A 16,124-nucleotide genomic window follows, 5' to 3' on the forward strand; every position below is an offset into this window, starting at 1 on the left:
GGGCCAAGGCTTCCGCGCCCGGCGTACCCTCCGCTGATGATCGCGCACGCTGTCCGAATGCCTGGAAGCTCAGTCCTTCACAATCTCGCCGTTCGCTGATGACGTTGAAGCCTGCGTCGGCACGTGCCTGGCCTTCGGCTTCTCGAGTTCCAACCGCACTTTCACGTCCTCGAAGCTGAGGTCCGGGGTTCCGATACGCCCCACCGAGCGGCTGTAGGCGATGAGCATCGCCTCCGAGAACGGGCTGTCGAGGGTTGCGACACGTCGCCAGGTTCGTGCCTCGGCGAGCGGGACCGATACCACGTTCTCGAAGTCGACCAAGAGGTCGGGGATGTCGAGGTAGCCAGGAAGAGCGCGGTACCGGTTCTGCTTGTCCCCGAAGACCTGTTTGGCCTGGTCCTTGTGGCTGTTGCTCTTCGAGCTGGCCAGCCATGTGGCGATCGCTGGCGACTCCGACTCCTCGCCGTCCTCGGTGAAGATGCGGTCAGCCTTGGCCAGGCGAACGTACTGTGCCTTGGCCTTACGAGGTCTCGCCACGTTGGCGTCCGGGTGGTCCTCATACAGGTCGCAAGCAGGGGTGAGGACGATCCACCAATCGCCCTCGGGGCTGACCACGAGGTCCGTGGCGGTGAGGTGGTGGGTCACGAACGGCTTCAAGTAGACCCGCGCAGCGGAGGGTTGACCAGCAGTGGCGACCGCCTCGCCGTCCCCGGCGTATCCCAGTTCGCTGGGGCCGTTCTCCCGGAGCTCGGCCGCGAGGCGGTTGACGATGATCGGGGTGATCTCGTGGGGATCAGCGCCCGCCATCTCGTGCCAGTGCGGGGCCACGACGTCACGGAGGAAAACGCGGACCTTGCGTTCGACGAGATCGGAGATACGGCGTCTCAACTCCGACACTCCCGAGAGCAACCCGTCCCGGACTGCGGGAGCGACCTCGTCCCAGGCGTTCTTGGTCACCACACGGATGAGGGGAGGCTTCTCCAGGTCACGCACCTGCTGGGGGACAGCTGTGAAGAAGACCACGGGCAGCCACCGAGCGCCGGCGATGGCGTCGTACAGTTCGTGTCCGCGTCCTTCGACGGCAGCGGAGGGTATGCCATCGGCGGCGTCGCGGACGTCGAGGATGACCAGGTCGAAGTCCTCGTCAATCAAACGCTGCTCGGCTGCGGAGAAGTCCTGCTCGGACTCGAAGTGGATCTCCCCGAGGTCTGTGAGCTCCTCGGACAGCACTTCGCGAAGGTCCGCGATCATCTGGGCGTCGTCATCGACTATGAGCACCCGATACGCAACGTCGGTCGACGTCACCCAACTCTCCTTCGCAGTCGTGCCCGGAAACTCGCACCCGAGAGGGTGCCGGGGCTCACCAGCCCCAATTCGCCGTCGTAGAAGTCCTTCACGACGCTGCCTGCGATGCTGAGACCGAGGCCGACGCCATCCGGCTTTTCACTGAAGTAGGTATCGAAGATCAGGTCCTTGATCTTCTCGCGCACCCCAGGGCCGTTGTCGCTGACCGTGATGTCGACCACGTCCAGTTCGCCCTCGTGATTGCGCTCCGTCTCGATCAGGATCTCGCGGGGAGTGCCCTTGGGCATTGTGGAGAGCCAGTACACGGCGTTGCTCACGAGGTTGACCACAAGGGTCCTGATGTCACCCGGCTCGGCGGTGACGATCACGTCCTCCCCGCTGATCTGTACATCTACACCGTGCTTGGTGATCTCCGACTCCAGCACGTCAACGGCTTCGGAAATGCTCTGGTGTAGAGAGAGCCGGCGGGGCCGTCCACGCTTCCGTCCGCTGAGGGGCTCGATGCGAGTGAAGAGCCGGTCGAGAGCCCTTTCTTGTGCGGTGAAGTCCGTCCGCAGCTTGTCCAGCGCAGCTGACAACTCCACATCGTGTGTCTCGACCTTTGTGGTGATCTTGCCGAGACGACGAAGGCCCACGCCGATGCGGGAAAGGGCGGTACGTCCGTCGTGGAGGACGACGTCGACCAGGGTGCCCAGCGTCGCGAGGCGGGAGAACTGGGCGATGACCTCCTGTACCTTGCGTACGCCTTCGTTGATCGTCTCCGTGGCATCCTCGATGGCGCGACTGAGGATGATGTCCTCTGGGTGCCGCTCGGCAGCCACCTGTCGCAGCGGGTCCAGGTTGAAGTTCTGGAAGAGCCCGTGGCCCCTGCCTTCGGACGGCCCGGCAAGGAGCGGGGCTTCCGTCGGAGCAGTGGGTTCCCGACGCAGCCGGTAGCGTTGCGTCTCCAACCTGGCAATCGCCTGGAGTATGACTGCCTTCAGTTCCTCGTACTCAGGGGTGTCGATCAGTCCTTCGCGGTGCGAGCGGTCCAGGAGGCCGGGGTTGTCATCGGCCGAGATGTAGACGAATCCCGCCACTTGCCGGTTGGAGAGACGCAGCGTCGGGTTGTTGATGCGTCGCTGGTCGAAACCAAGCCAGTCGAACCCGGGTTCCCCGAACGGCTGCACACGGAACCCGTCCCGGTACAGGGCCACACCGCTGTTGTTCCGGATGAGTTCCCGTACGTCGTTGGTGTTCCTCGCGCTGGTGTCGAGTGCCAGGAGCGGCTTGATGGCCGACGACTCAAGGTCCCAGACTCGGAAGTCCAGTTTCAGAGGGCCACATGAGGGCCTCTTCGAGTCCTTCCGGAGGTTGTCCTGGACGACCTCCACCGGTTCTTCGTCGCCGGCGTAAATGGCCAGGCTCGCGTCCCCGTCGGCATCCACGGCGCCGACGAGGCGATAGCGGGGATGGGCCAGTGTCTCACTCGCAGAAACGAACCCGCTGTGGTGGCGGAGCGGCCCCTCCGGAGTGTCGATGTAGATCGAGAACTCAGGCTGGTCCGGCACAGAGAGCTCGGCGGGAGGCGGCGGGGGGAGGAGCCTGGACAGGGAACGCTTGAGGGCCTCGATCTCGTTCGTGCCCCAAGCCGTGCGAAGCCTCTCGAGTCGGACCACGGTGCCATGCGCCGTGCCGACGGCTGTAGCAGGCGCTGACTGAAATTCCCGGAGGACCTCGGAAAAGGTCTGCGCTGCTATGCCTCCGTCTACGAAGACACTCGGAGTGGTCGTGGACAGGGAGACCGGAACCTCATCCAGGTACGCGTCACCATCCGTGAAGTCCCCCCAGTCGATGCGAAGGGTGACCTCCTGCTCATCGACCCGCCGAGTCGTGATTGTGGCGGTATGGCCAAGTCGAGCCGAGGCGAACCGGCCGATGCCCTTGGCGCCCAGCACGCGACGCCCACCTGACTCACTGCGTGGGTTCCGGTGCCTGTGCGGGGTGGCGATCTCCATCCACGTGCCGCGCACTGTGGCCGGCGACATGCCGTGCCCGTTGTCCCAGACCTCGATCGAGCCCTCACCCTCTTCGAGGGGAGGGTTGAAGCGGATCAGGACGAGGCTGGCGTCCGCGTCGTAGGCGTTCTTCACCAGCTCGGTGAGGGCGACGCGTTCGTTGCTGATCAGTTCTTCGCCGAGCGTGCTCATGAGCCTGGCCCGCGGCCGGAGATACGCCTTCGCGTTCTCGGAGTCCACCCATGCCCCCGCTCGTCAACTGTCAGCCATGTTCTGCAGTGTGTGGCGGGCAAGATTCTACTAACTACCCATCAGCGAGCTAGGTGGGCGGCTCTCGTAAGTGGCCGAAACCGTGCACAGGTTCAGGCCGACTCGAACGTGTCTTCAGCCCCGCCGGATCGTTGACCAGCTTGTCCGGCCAATCCGGGCCCCGGGAGCGACGCTGTCACTGCTGTCCTCTACGATTGCCTCTGGTAACGCACCAGAACGTCGGTTCGAAGCCGAGGACTGGGGGGCCGCGCGGACTCGCGCCGGTACCCGGCAGAGCGCAGCATCGGTCTCACGGGATTTCCGGAGGTCAGCGTGGTGGAATCCTTGCCTCCACCAGCGCGTCTGTGATCTCCTGGTGCTCGTTGTTCTCGCTGGTGTGGAGGTGCGTGCTGTGCAGGAGTCGCACTATGGCGTACCCCTGGAACGGAGCGACTATCTCAAGCTCCCGCGGCACCGGCACAGCTGCAGGCCCGAGCGGTTCGCAAAGTGGCTCGAAGGGTACGGCAAGGGGCGTCGCCTCGCCGTGGACCTCTTCTCCGGAGCAGGCGGTCTGAGTCTTGGGCTTCAGCGAGCTGGCTGGACCACTGCAGCCGCTGTCGACTTCGACGAGCGTGCCCTTGAGACCCATGCGGCCAACTTCCCCGGCATGAGTCTGCACATGGACCTGGGGAACCCAGCCGAGCGTGACAGGCTCGAGGAGCTGCTGGAGCCGGCGAAGGGGAAGATCGATCTGGTGGCGGGGGGCCCGCCGTGCCAGCCGTTCAGCAGGGCTGGGCGGAGCAAGATCCGCCACCTCGTAGAGCACCATGGCCGCGACCCTCACGACCTCCGTAAAGAGCTGTGGAGCGCGTACCTGGACGTCATAAAGAGGATCAGGCCGCGCGCCGTCCTCATGGAGAACGTCCCGGACATGGGCCTCGGCGACGACTTCTTCGTGGTCCGCGTGATCGAGCAGCAGCTCGAGGAGCTCGGCTACGCAACCCAGGTACGCCTTGTCGACGCATGGCGCTACGGAGTACCCCAGCACCGGAAGCGGCTCATCCTTCTGGCCAGGAACGACATCGAGAGGTTCGAGTGGCAGCAGGAGGTCGCCGAGGACGAACGCACCACCCTGCGCCACGCCATTGGTGACCTCCCTCCCCTCACCGTGGTGCCCACGGAGCGTGTCGGCGAGCGTGAGATGGCCTACGGCACCCCCTCCGAAGATCTGTCCGACTTTGCCAGGGAGATGCGCAAGCGCGCGAAGCGTGAGGTCGTCTTCGACCACATGACCCGGAGGGTCAGGCCGGACGACTGGGTGATCTTCGACAGCATGGACTCCGACACCCTGTACTCGGACATCGACCCGGAGCTCCAGCGGTACAGCGCCGAGCACTTCACCGACAAGTACAAGAAGCTTGACTGGGACGACCTGAGCAGGTCGATCACCGCCCACATCGCCAAGGACGGCTACTGGTACATCCATCCGGACCAGAACCGCACCCTGACCGTTCGGGAGGCGGCACGGGTACAGACCTTCCCGGACCGGTTCAGGTTCGCTGGGACGCGTAGTGACGCCTTCCGGCAGATCGGCAACGCGGTGCCACCCCTCCTGGGCAAGGCCGCCGCGGAAGTGCTGTTGCCTGTCGAGGGGTGCCAGGCCGGGGAAGGCGGACTCCAGCCCCGCTGGCGCACGGCCCGCGAGGACCTGACTGCCTGGGCGGAACGGCAGCGCAACGGGGAGAACTGGTACCAGTTGCCCAAGCTGTCGTCAGTGCACGCGGCGGTCGTGGCGGTGTTGGCGGGAACCCGGGTGCAGCCTGGTCAGATGCACGAGATGCTCGAGACGATCCGGGAGCACGCGACTCTGACCAAGTCCGCTCTGCGCACTCTCCTTGAATCAGCCCCCACGGCAGCCGTTCGGGCGCGCCTCGACAGGCTGACCGCCGTGGCCGGCAAGTCAAGCGTCTGGTCCGAGGACGAGGAGAAGCAGAAGGAGCTGCCCAAGCGCCTGGGGATGAAACCAGCCGAGGGCGCGCTCTACCGGCTGCTGATCGATGACGACCTTCTGTGGGTGGGACAGAGTGCGCTGCGCGTCGCTGCCCGGCTGCACGACAGCGACTCTGACCGCACCAACCGGCTCAGTGACGGCCGGGTGCACTTGGTGAAGCTCGTCGGTGCAGGAGAAAAGGCCCCCCTGCGCATGGCTGCGCTACGACTCATCGGAAGCACCCTGTGCAACGCGAAGAATCCTCTCTGTGACCAGTGTCCTCTCAGTAGCTACTGCGCGGGCAGGGAAAGTGCTGCGGGTGACCTGGTCACGGATGCTCTGAGTGGGACGCACGGTCGGCAGCCTGTTCCTGCCCAGTCACGCGAGTAGGAGCCGGACACCGCTCGGCAACCATGAGTGCTGCCGCCGCTGGACTGGCCTTGACCTCGCACTCCCAGACCCGGAGCACGGTCCATCCGGCGGCCTCCGCTGCTTCCGTGTTGCGTCTGTCTCGGGCCCTGTTGGTCTCGATCTTGTCCGTCCAACGCTCGGCGTTCGGTCCGCGGAACACCTTGGGGCCGTGCTTCGGGCAGCCGTGCCAGAAGCAGCCGTCAACAAAGACGGCCACGTGGTATCTGGGAAGCACGAAGTCGGCCGTGCACCTGGGAGCCACCCTCTGGTGAAGGCGGAACCTGAGGCCCAGCCGGTGCACCGCCTTCCTGAGGGCCACCTCCGGCCTGGTGTCCCTCACGCGCCGGCCGCGAAGGTGCTCACCCTCCGGAGTGGCGACCCACCCACGGTCCGGCGTCAGCCCTCCTCCACTCATGACCACATTCCCAGTCTGTAGACGTCCTCGACTCGGAGGGTGCCACACTCTTCCCATGCTCCGGGAACCAGCCGAACTCCATGTCGATGATCAGGGTCGGGTCGAGCTGCCGCTCGGCCTGCTGGCGGAGGCCGGCATCGCACCGGGCTCCGATCTCGTCGCCTTCAGTGACGGTGACGGACGGATTGTCCTGAGGCGGGCCGAGGACGCTGTCAGGGACCTGGTCGAGAAGGGCATGCTCTGACCGAGGACTCAGGACCTGCGTGGTCCCATCACTGAGCAGGAGTGAACCCCAGGCGCAGAGCCTCGCTACGCGCGTGAAGGGCCTGGAGTGCTTGTGTCTCGGGCACCTCTTGGCCGTTCTCCATCCGTCTCCCGACGGACTGGGCCAGCTGCCTCTGCCAGGGTTCGAGGTTGTGCGTCTCCTTGGCCCACCGCTCCAGCGCGTACCACTCGCCGGTTGGCACAACCAGGAGTTCCTCGACCGCCCCCTCGGCGTCCGGGCTGCCGCCGGCCAGTGCTGCTTCGTCCAGGGGCAGGTCCAGGAGTTCGGCCGCCAGGGCATCGGGGACCGCCCAGCGCACTCGTGAAACGGCGTCCCAACACCCCACCTTCTTGGCCCACTCGCCCACGTGGTTGCCCTCCAGCGGGTTCGTCACCGCCTCCATGACGCGGGGGCACAGATCGTCCACCGCGGCTTCCAGGGCGGCGGAGATCCCCTGCTCACGCCAGATCCGGTCAAGGTCGATCCGCTGCTTGGTGGCCAGGGACAGCCTCGCCATCGTGTACGTCGTCACAAGGCTCTTGTGACTGCCCGCTCCATGGCCGGCGGCAACCTGGTCCACGGCCTTGAACAGGATCGCCATTGCGATCACCCGCTGGCAGTACTGGATGTCGACACGTGGTGGCGCCTCGTCGATACGCAGCATGAACTCGACAAAGTTCTTCTGTGCACCCCGACTCACCAGGTGGGGCAGCTGGATCCACGAGTGGACGAACTTCGCCAGATCGGCCTTGGTGAACCTCTTCTTCGTCGGATTGATCCTCTTGAACTGGCGTTGTCGGGCAGGCGTACGGGCTTTGGCGAGCTCGTCCGTGTACTGGCCGCGTGCCCGCTCGTAGAACCAGTGGGTCTCCTGACCACTGCCGTCGGCTGCGGGAGCCCAGAGGGAACGGGTGATCCGCTGGATCGCCACGTGATACTCGTGGTTCGAGCTGAAGTCGACCTGGGTCACCCGGTTCTGCGTGTTCGAGTACTCCGAGATCTTGGGAACAATCTCGGTGAGACGCTCGGGCGAGACCTCCGTCAACTTCATCTGGACCCGGACCTGGGACAAGTCGGCCTTGTCCCGTGACCGGGCATAGTGGAGTGACGCCGTGGTCTGCCCGCCGTTGACGATCTGGAGGCCGTGTACGCGGGAGATGTGGGTCGGCTCTCCGTCCGGGCCTGTCACGAAGTCGACCTGGGAGGCCGTTGCCGTGATCCCGTTGTTGTAGGCCAGGAAGCGGCCGGGCGCGTGCAACAGGGTCTCCCGGATGCCTCGGTTCACGGAACCACGGGCCTGCAGGAACGAACGCACATTGAGTTCGAGAAGCCGTGTCCCGTGCTCCGCGTACAGCTCCGCCAGCAACTCTCCGGGTATCACAGCGAGCACGACGGAATGGTCCCGCTCCGAACTCGGAGCGGAAACGCAGGGCAGCGGAGGCGTGAAGGGAACCACGATGGGCTCGCTGAGCGATCCCGACGTCTCGTGACGGTGCAGCCGCGCCAGGTCCCACACCTCGTGGACGACCGGGAGGCCGTCGAAGTGGGTGGGTGGGACCTCCACGGTCGTGGCGACGCGGTTGCTGAGGAGGAAGAGCCTGATCCTCTGCACCTCGGTCAGGGCCTTCTCGACCGCCTCGCACATGTCGTACACGTCGAAGGACTCGTCAATATGTTGCTGCAGGCCCTCCTGGCAACGACGTGCGAAGGTCAACAGCCGTTTGAACGAGGTTTCGGTCTGGGCCTTGGTGAGTTTCGTCTCCAGCGGGGCCAGGTGGAAATCGGTGAGGAAGAGGTCCAAGGACTCCCCCGCCTCTCCGATGCCGTACGCATGGACCTCGTGACCGTGGGCCTTGTGGTACGCGCTGAAGGTGTTGGAGACGACGCCGGCCTTCTCCAGGTCGAACAGGACCCTGTGTGTGAACGCCTCCGGAGTTGTCGTTCCCTCGGCGTCCGCGGTCGCCTGAACGTCAGCGACGAGGCTCCGGGAGTACTCGGCCAGGTCCTGCTCACTCATGGGCTCCCCCGATCAACATGCTCACATCGTCGACTGACGCCAGATAGCTGTCCAACCCCGAGACGGTCACGTGGTAGGTGCAGTCGCTGACGCCCTCGGGAAGGTCCGACTCGACAAGCCTGGGAAAGCCATCCCGAACGTGCCAGAAGCGTAGGTCACGAACGGTGTATCGAGGTTCGTCATAGAGATCGTGATGTCCGGGCAGGTAACCTGCCTGGATAAGCAGGCCGTCGAATCGGGCCCTGGCAGCAGCGCTGGCAAGGTGCCCCCGGACGCGCTCCACACGACGGTTCAGGCTCTCGCCGGACCCACCCCGTCGTTCGTCGAGCACCATCATGCACAGCAGCAGGTGCGGGACACCGGTGTCATCCAGCTGTCGCTCACTCGCTATGCGGACGCTGCGGGGGTGCTTCGCGGCACTGGCCTTGACCTCGATCGCGACTCCAGGGAGCTGGAAGTCCTGGTTGGCGCCTGTCGGTCCCGTCCAGGACTCCACAGCCTCGGTCTCGGACAGGGTGCTCAGGAGGTGGTCACCAAGCACCAGAAGTTCCCCGTAGAGCCCCCTCCGCGCCTCCGCTCCCAGCCCGTCCGTGCCAACCGTGCGCAGGAGATCCTGCCAGCGCTCGAACCTGCTCACGGCGGCTGTCAGAGCGTCGGCAGCGGCCGGCGCTGAACGCGCGGTGTCGGCAACGTCGGTCACGAGTGGGTTGAACACTTCCCGGAGGTCGTTCGCCGTAAGGACCAACTGGAGCTCGTACTCGAGACGGGACACCGCACTCAGCTGCATCTCGATGCCGGCCGCCCGGGGCAGTCGCCCAACCGAACGCACGATGTGGTCTGCCGAGCGGGCGTCGGCCCTGAGTACCAGCATGCGCTGTCCCCCCGGATGGGCGACGGAGAGGAACACGTCCAGCGGGGAGTCCGGATGCAACCGACGGCTGGAGCGTCCTGGCGAGTCGTGAGGGCGCTCAAGCTCGTGCCAGTCCTCCTCGGTGACCGTCACGCCTCGTCCTCCTCGTCGAGGGCGTAGATGTCCTCCTGCAGGTAGATGCTGTTCGCCACGTACTCGGTCTTCGACTGGTTACGGGAGTAGGGAAAGCTCACCTGGAAGCCCACCAGCGGCAGCTCCGGGGAGTCGTCCTCGGATCCCGGTACTTCAATGGGATAGATGAGTAGCAGGGCTTGGTCGGGACGTCGCTGACGACGGAGGTACGGACCCGACGGGTGCTTCGGGACCGAGGTCTTCTCCTTCTGCTTCGCTGCCTTCCCAGCGGCCGCCCGTGCCGCTTCAAGCTGTGCTTCGTCGAGGTCGAGGCCCTCGTCGCGCGGGCTGAGGACACGACGGATGGTGTACCGCCCCTCTGCTCTGAACTCCGGGTTGAGCGGGGCACGCGTAACTGGTCCGACCGAATGCCCGGCGACGTCCACGTGCGTGGCCGCCGACTTGCCTACCAGGCAGACGGTCCAGTTGCCCAGCTCACCCACCTTGGCACACTGTTCGATGTACTTTGCGATGAGTCGGGGACGGACCCTCTGGGCCATGCGGTCGGTCTCGTAGGAGGCCACGAACTCGGAGACCACTTCCGGCGGTACCCCCCGCCACATCACCGTGCCGCCGCTGACCGCCGTTTCGGGTTCCGTGATGCCGTCGAGGTGCCGCACCAGGTCCTCGAGCGACTTGAAGTTACGCTTCACAGCTCGGTCGGCAAGGTTGAAGATCACCGTCTCCGGCCCCTCGCCGGAGTAACTGAGCAGGATCCTCTCACTCTGCCTCATCTTGTTCGCCGCAGTGACCATGAGCCCCAGCGACGACGAGCGGACCTTCAGACCGAACTGCCGGGGTGTAAGACCGAGCGTGGCCATCTCCTCGACCTCGCGGCGTAGTTCGTCGGTCGCAGCCGTGACCTCCACGTAGGCGTCCTCGACGGCAGGCGTGGTGTACAGCCTGCACAGGTCCTCGTACCCGGGTCGGTACCCGAACCACCTGCCCATCTGGAGCAGCGTGTCGTACGTGTTGGCCCAGCGCAGGTAGTAACTGACCGTGAGCCCTGAAAGCGTGAGGCCCCGGGACAGCTTCTGGCCGCCGATGGCGATGACAGAGAGGCCGTCCTTGCGGTTGTCGTAGTAGTCGAGAGCGTCCCGGGAAGTGCCGTTCACCGCCTTGACCTGGATCTTCCTGATCGCGTCCAGAAGCTCCGTCGACACCTGCTCCCAGGTCAGAGGTTCAGCCTCGTCAGCCGGGAAGTGCGCGGTGGTGGGAACGAAGTCGCGCTCCCAGAGTTCCTGGAACTCCGCAAGAAGCTTCGGCCCTTTCCCGTACCGGTCACGGAGCGAGTCCACAAGGAAGTGCAGGTGGTCCTCCACCTGTTCACGGACAAGGCTCTGCACAGCCGTGAACCGGGTCACGTGCACCAACATGGAGTTGTGCACCCTTACCTGGCCCCTGGCCCGGCGAGCCGCGCACGAGAGCACGAACGACGCAACGGCCTCACGTAGAGACCGAGGGAGATCCCCACGGGGCCTGTCGCCGGCCTTGTGCCGGCTCGGCAACCAGCTGTCGGAGTCGTTCACGTGACGCACCAGCGGCAACGGATCCACGTCCTCCTCATCCTCGTCATCCACCTGGAGTCCAAACACGCGCTCCGGGCCGAGATAGTTCGAGGGCGAGGGGAGGCTGCGGATGAAGCTCTCCGGGAAGAGATCCCCGCCCACCTCGTCGTGGTCTGCGTCGGGGTCGATGTAGATGTTGGCGAACGGAGTGGCCGTGTACCCGACGTACGCCGCCCTGTCGAAACTGTTGATGAGGTCTCGGATCGCCCTGTTTGTCCTGGTGGGGTCGTCGTCAGGATCGCGGACCGTGTTGATCGACGCGTTGTCGGCCTCGTCGTCGATGACCAGGAGCGGAACGTCGCGCACGATCTTGCGGCCGTTCTCGCCCTCGGTGCCCTGCACGTCGGTCACCCACCTGCGCAGGTACTCGAGAATCTTCCAGTGCTTCTTGACGACGAGCACTACAGGAAAGCTGCCGAGCGGGAAGTTGATCGTGGCTGCGGCCTGGCGTCCGAAGTCTCCCTTCTCGGAGCTGTTCGTCGGAGACGCGATGTCGAGCTTCTTGCCCTGCAGCGGCATGAGTCCAGCACCGATGGTGCGGGAGTCCCCGTTCTCGTTGGAGCGCATCTGGTGCTGGGTGTCGAAGCCCAGCAGGCCCTCGTCTATGCGCAGTTGCGTCTGGCTCCGGAGGTCGTTGTGGATGCCGGCGAGAACAACGACGAGCTTGTAGCCCGCGTCAACCGCCTTGGAAGCGAGTCCGATGTACTGTCCGGTCTTGCCTGACTGCACCTGGCCGATCACGAGCCCCTTGCGGCGCCAGGGGCCAGGCCGCCGCGGATCCTCCAGTTGACTCAAGACCTCGTCCGAGGTCTGGTCCAGCCGTCGCACGACCGAAAGCGGCAGGTCCTCGACATCCTCGAGGAACCAGCGGTATCGCTCCCAGAAATCCCAGGAACGGTTGTTCTTCGCCTCAGGGAGCCAGGGCTCGTGCCCCTTGGGGTCAACGAGTCCCAGGGAACGCTCCTGGAACACCGTGATCATGGCCTCGATCTCCTTGGCCAGCTGGTCCCGGTCCAGAGTTTCCCCCTGTGCGGCCAGCATGCCGAAGATCGCGTTGACCGCGATCTGCACCTCGTCCGGGCTGGGCTGCCGGTCCTGTGGCAGGAAGCTGCGTACCAACCGCTTCGCCTTTGCGAGGGGTTCGTCGGGGGTGGAGCTCACGGGGAACCTCCAACTGGTCTGAGACGGTATGGAGCAGAGTATGGGGGACCACCGACAACAGGCTCAGGTACTCCAGAACCCCTGTAGCTGGTCGAAGGGAGACATGGTGCGCAGCCGTTCGCGCGCTGCAGCAGGCGAACGGCCACCTGAGACAAGGGACTCGTAGATGCGCTGTGCGACCTCGGTCGCAGTCTCGTCAGCGGGACCCGCCCCGCCGAAGGGATCGGGATCGTCGCTGGTGTCGGTCTCGTGCATCACACGGAGTGTGGCGACGGGTACCGTCTCCTCCAGGAGACGGATCAGAGCACGGACGTCAGCCGGGTTCGCGCCTCCCTGCCTCAGCGTGGCCTGGACCAGCGGATGACTGCGGTTGATCCGGCAGGTGAGCCGGCCGTCCGCACGACGTACGTTCCAGACGTACACCAGGGGATCGCCGTGTGTACGTGCGGCGACCTGGCCGCGGTGTCGCAGCACCTCTGCGGCCCTCGTGCGGGCCTGACGTGCGATGCGATGAAGGTGGGGTCGTAGGCTGACAGGCGGGACGACGCTGGACTTTCGCACGTCTACTCCCCACTCGGCGTCTGACTCAGCCGGGATGTCGACAGATATGCGAGCGAGGTTGTACTTCTCCTCGCGACGCATCCCGCGCTGCCCCAACCAGTCCCCCGCAAGAATCAGACGGTTGCGCCGGTACACGTAGAAGCCCTGCTGATCAAGCCATCCCTGCGGTCCTGCCGCATGGCTGAACTCATCAGGAGTCAGGCGGTGGGCGCTCGGGAGGACGAACGCTTCGACCCTCACCGATCCGTTACCCAGGGGAAGTTCCTCGGCAGGCAGCCGCTGGACCGAGGGATGAGCAGTCATGAAGGGGTCCCAGGGCTGTACGGCGGTTCCTGAAACCCTTAGAGCGCGTCGCCGGGTTCCCACGAGGAACCGTGCGAAGACCATGCCGAGATGCGCCTCGGTGCGTGTCGCCTCGGCGTAGAACTGCTTCTGGGTACGCTCGTCGTCCTCGGTGACAGCGACGGTGTGATAGCCGTTGAGCCGACGCCACAGCACCACCGTGCCACGGCCGCCGCAAGGCCGGACTCTCTGGAGAATGGCGGCGGTGTCGTCGTCGGCCCCGTGGAGCAACCGCCACTCGCCGTACTTCTCGACCACGTCGAGGTCCCACGTGCGCGTGTGCCACTGGCCGTCGCAGGCTGTCGCCACGGTGAGCTGTCTCGCCTGCGAGAACGACGCGGACTTCAGACCGACCCCGAACCGCCCCAGATCAGTGGGCGAGCGAGGCGTTGCCGGTCCTCGCGCCGCCACGGTCATGGCCGTGACGAGTTCCTCCTGGCTCATGCCGTCGCCATCGTCCACGACCGCGATCCAGGAGTCGCTTCCGGCCCAGGCGAACTCGACGTCGATGTTCTGTGCCTTCGCGGAGATGCTGTTGTCGACGAGATCGGCAATCGCTGCCGGCAACGAGTAGCCCAGCGAGCTCAGCGAGGCGACCATCCCGGCGGGCTCGGGAGCTGCGATGTCGTACGTCATGTGTGGTCCCAGTCCCACTTCTCCCCGGGACCCTCGGTCGGTGCACAGCTGTCCCGGAGAGCCAGAGGCACCAGGCGGACAGAGACCGCGACTGGAACACGCCTGCCAGGCCGGTCACGCAGGGCTCCCCCCACCCGCCGCTAATGGTACTGGCACGGAGGAACAGGACCTCCGTATGTCCGCAGCCAGGAGCAGTCGTTGTGCTGCAGCTTCGGAGCGACATGGTGCAGGCGCCCCGAGGCTGGCTGCGCGTCCGCTTCAGCTACTCCCGCGACCCGGCCATCGCTCGGAAGTACAGAGCGCGTTCGGGCTGTGTTCTAGACCCGCGCCTCGGCGGCCCGCCGGATACCTGTGCCATGGGGCCAGACCGGAACGAGACGAGAGCGGCGATGGCAATCGTCAGCGCAGCCAGGCGTGCAAGCGACTGATGTGAATGGGCCAAGGGCAGGGTTACGGTGGGGTAGAAGGTCGCTGACAACTACTTGGAGCCGCCCGTGATTCCGGTCGTGGACATAGAGGTTGACCCCAGCTTTCCTGCCAATGTGGCGTTAGGTCTGCCACCTGAGGACGAGATCGATGAAGAGGGATACGGGTTCTTTCGGGGAGTGTGGGACATCGGCGATGTGAGCCACGAGGAAGCCGTCGCCATGGTCAAGGAGGAGCGACACCTCTCCAACCTGGTCGACCGTGCCGCGCTGACCCACGTTGACTTCGAGGCAATCGCCAACGCGTTGGAGTCAAACGACCCGGACAGCCTGCCAGCAGGCTTTGTCGCCGAGCATCCCGAGAGTGAGATCGTCGAACTCGTCGGGGACGGCTATACCGCCGAACCACTTCTCGGCTCCCTTGAACTCGGCGTGGCGGGCCTCTCGTATGCCCTTACATCCATTGGCTGCTTCACTGCAGCAAGCTGCCGGAGCCACCTGTCCGATCACTCATGGTCTCCGCGGCCGGTTGTCTACTTCGCAGCGGAGCGCCCGACCGTCCACTGGCTGACACCGTTGGTCCGCGACACAGGATGCGGTTTCGACGACGGCAGTAGCCACGGACGGTTGTTGATCGTGGAAGCGCCGTCGATCACGAACTTCATGGACTTGGCCAGCCGCATACTGGGGCAGGTGGAGCGGCAGTCCCCTCGCAGGTAGGTAGCTGTTGCCGGATCGGCGGTTTTCGATCTTGAGCAGCATCCGTCGAACATGCCCCGGCTTCGGCGTGCAGAGCTACCTCTCGCGATCACCCGGCCTGGAGCTGCTTGCTGACCTCCTCGGCCATGCGTCCTGCTGGCCGCAGCCGGGGATCCTCAGGGTGCGCGTACGGACCAAGAAGCCTTGAGCAAACGAACAGCGTCATCAACTTGCCGTCCCGAGTCTCGAAGTCGCGCCGGCGCTCCCGCCACACGCGATCAGCCAAGGCTGGGATCACAAGAGAACTCGCCCACAATGTCGCGCTGTCCAGCCCCAGCGGCGCGCTGCCCCAGTCCTCCCAGTCGAAGAGGCTGAACACCGGTGCGGTGATATTGGCCCAGTTCAGGTCGGCGTGGGCTGGCATCCACCGCTCGACGGTCGTGTCGAAGTCCTCGGGGAAAACACTGCGGATGGACGCAGTGACGAGCTCCTGGGTGATGGCGGCGGTGTCCGGCGTGGCGATCCGCCTCGTGGGCTGCGACGCCGGCGCGTCCAATGTGGCGTTCAACGCATTCCACCACTCGTTCGGAAGCTTCGGAGCCTGGCTCAGCACAGCGGTGCCGACAGGAGGGCTCGGCAGGAGCTCGGTCTCGTCTGCCCGCCACATCGCCGAGCCGTCTCCCGCTCGCCAGACCATACATCCGTGCCATTCGGGCTGGGCGACGCCTTCGAGACGTGCGGCACACTCTGTGCCGTTCCACCCCTGTTCTGGGATCTGGGCGTGTGCGCGCCGCTCCACCCGGATCCACGTATCACGGTCTGTCCGGGCCCCGACGGTCCGACGCTTGCGGATCACCGAATCCGGGAGTAGGGACACCCGGAGACACCGCTCAACCCGATCAAGAACCTCGTCGACCGGCTCCACCCGTAGATCAACTGGCTGCGTAGCGGGACTTGAGAGCGCCATATCGGCGACCGTAGCAGCGGAGCGAGCCCGGCTCAGGCAGTCGAGGTATCGGCGTGCGACACGGCGAAGACGGC

The 16,124-nt window shown here is 65.3% G+C and carries 11 protein-coding genes; 3 read left to right on the forward strand and 8 right to left on the reverse strand.

Annotation, left to right across the window (positions count from 1 at the left end; all coding sequences use genetic code 11):
- Window positions 1-69 precede the first annotated feature (69 nt).
- A complete protein-coding gene (locus SY2F82_RS30025; protein ID WP_004939595.1) occupies window positions 70-1,305 on the reverse strand; it encodes a response regulator in 1,236 nt (411 codons plus the stop codon).
- Window positions 1,302-3,542 carry a sensor histidine kinase gene (locus tag SY2F82_RS30030; RefSeq protein WP_055704540.1) on the reverse strand — a complete coding sequence of 747 codons (2,241 nt, stop codon included), beginning with the start codon at window positions 3,540-3,542 and terminating at the stop codon, window positions 1,302-1,304. The genes SY2F82_RS30025 and SY2F82_RS30030 overlap by 4 nt, the downstream gene beginning before the upstream one ends.
- Before the next feature lie 421 nt (window positions 3,543-3,963).
- On the opposite strand from SY2F82_RS30030, the gene dcm reads away from it, so the two are divergent.
- The gene (gene dcm / locus SY2F82_RS30035; RefSeq protein ID WP_055704539.1) at window positions 3,964-5,931 is read left to right on the forward strand and encodes a DNA (cytosine-5-)-methyltransferase; all 1,968 of its coding nucleotides are present in this window, start codon (window positions 3,964-3,966) and stop codon (window positions 5,929-5,931) included.
- Here the strand turns inward: dcm and SY2F82_RS30040 are convergent.
- Window positions 5,870-6,424 (reverse strand): very short patch repair endonuclease, encoded by a 555-nt coding sequence (locus SY2F82_RS30040; protein ID WP_308437798.1) that lies wholly within the window; start codon window positions 6,422-6,424, stop codon window positions 5,870-5,872. The genes dcm and SY2F82_RS30040 overlap by 62 nt on opposite strands.
- Between SY2F82_RS30040 and SY2F82_RS30045 the strand changes: the two genes are divergently transcribed.
- Window positions 6,423-6,611, forward strand: coding sequence for a hypothetical protein (locus SY2F82_RS30045; RefSeq protein ID WP_004939606.1), 189 nt, complete (start codon window positions 6,423-6,425; stop codon window positions 6,609-6,611). The genes SY2F82_RS30040 and SY2F82_RS30045 overlap by 2 nt on opposite strands.
- Before the next feature lie 28 nt (window positions 6,612-6,639).
- On the opposite strand, the gene SY2F82_RS30050 is transcribed toward SY2F82_RS30045, so the two are convergent.
- The 4 genes from SY2F82_RS30050 to SY2F82_RS30065 form a co-directional block, all read right to left on the reverse strand.
- Entirely contained in the window at window positions 6,640-8,649 is a 2,010-nt protein-coding gene (locus SY2F82_RS30050) for an AIPR family protein (RefSeq protein ID WP_055704538.1), read from the reverse strand.
- A complete protein-coding gene (locus SY2F82_RS30055) occupies window positions 8,642-9,652 on the reverse strand; it encodes a PD-(D/E)XK motif protein (RefSeq protein WP_200422307.1) in 1,011 nt (336 codons plus the stop codon). The genes SY2F82_RS30050 and SY2F82_RS30055 overlap by 8 nt, the downstream gene beginning before the upstream one ends.
- Window positions 9,649-12,420 carry a Z1 domain-containing protein gene (locus tag SY2F82_RS30060; protein WP_200422308.1) on the reverse strand — a complete coding sequence of 924 codons (2,772 nt, stop codon included), beginning with the start codon at window positions 12,418-12,420 and terminating at the stop codon, window positions 9,649-9,651. Before SY2F82_RS30060 ends, SY2F82_RS30055 begins: the two co-directional genes overlap by 4 nt.
- A 63-nt stretch (window positions 12,421-12,483) precedes the next feature.
- Window positions 12,484-13,959: an ATP-binding protein gene (locus SY2F82_RS30065; protein ID WP_200422309.1), complete on the reverse strand. Its 1,476-nt coding sequence runs from the start codon at window positions 13,957-13,959 to the stop codon at window positions 12,484-12,486.
- A gap of 494 nt (window positions 13,960-14,453) precedes the next feature.
- On the opposite strand from SY2F82_RS30065, the gene SY2F82_RS30070 reads away from it, so the two are divergent.
- Window positions 14,454-15,104: a hypothetical protein gene (locus SY2F82_RS30070; RefSeq protein WP_055704534.1), complete on the forward strand. Its 651-nt coding sequence runs from the start codon at window positions 14,454-14,456 to the stop codon at window positions 15,102-15,104.
- An 88-nt stretch (window positions 15,105-15,192) separates the two neighbouring features.
- Here SY2F82_RS30070 and SY2F82_RS30075 read toward each other — a convergent pair whose 3' ends face one another.
- A complete protein-coding gene (locus SY2F82_RS30075) occupies window positions 15,193-16,050 on the reverse strand; it encodes a hypothetical protein (RefSeq protein ID WP_200422310.1) in 858 nt (285 codons plus the stop codon).
- Window positions 16,051-16,124: the final 74 nt, after the last annotated feature.

It is taken from the genome of Streptomyces sp. Y2F8-2 (assembly GCF_014905555.1).
GTDB lineage: Bacteria > Actinomycetota > Actinomycetes > Streptomycetales > Streptomycetaceae > Streptomyces > Streptomyces cynarae.

Excerpts from the sequence above, each read along its gene's own strand:
- SY2F82_RS30045 (WP_004939606.1), top strand. The coding sequence starts at position 6,423 with ATGCTCCGGGAACCAGCCGAACTCCATGTCGATGATCAGGGTCGGGTC.
- SY2F82_RS30040 (WP_308437798.1), bottom strand. The coding sequence starts at position 6,424 with ATGGGAAGAGTGTGGCACCCTCCGAGTCGAGGACGTCTACAGACTGGG.
- SY2F82_RS30050 (WP_055704538.1), bottom strand. The coding sequence starts at position 8,649 with ATGAGTGAGCAGGACCTGGCCGAGTACTCCCGGAGCCTCGTCGCTGAC.
- SY2F82_RS30065 (WP_200422309.1), bottom strand. The coding sequence starts at position 13,959 with ATGACGTACGACATCGCAGCTCCCGAGCCCGCCGGGATGGTCGCCTCG.
- SY2F82_RS30075 (WP_200422310.1), bottom strand. The coding sequence starts at position 16,050 with ATGGCGCTCTCAAGTCCCGCTACGCAGCCAGTTGATCTACGGGTGGAG.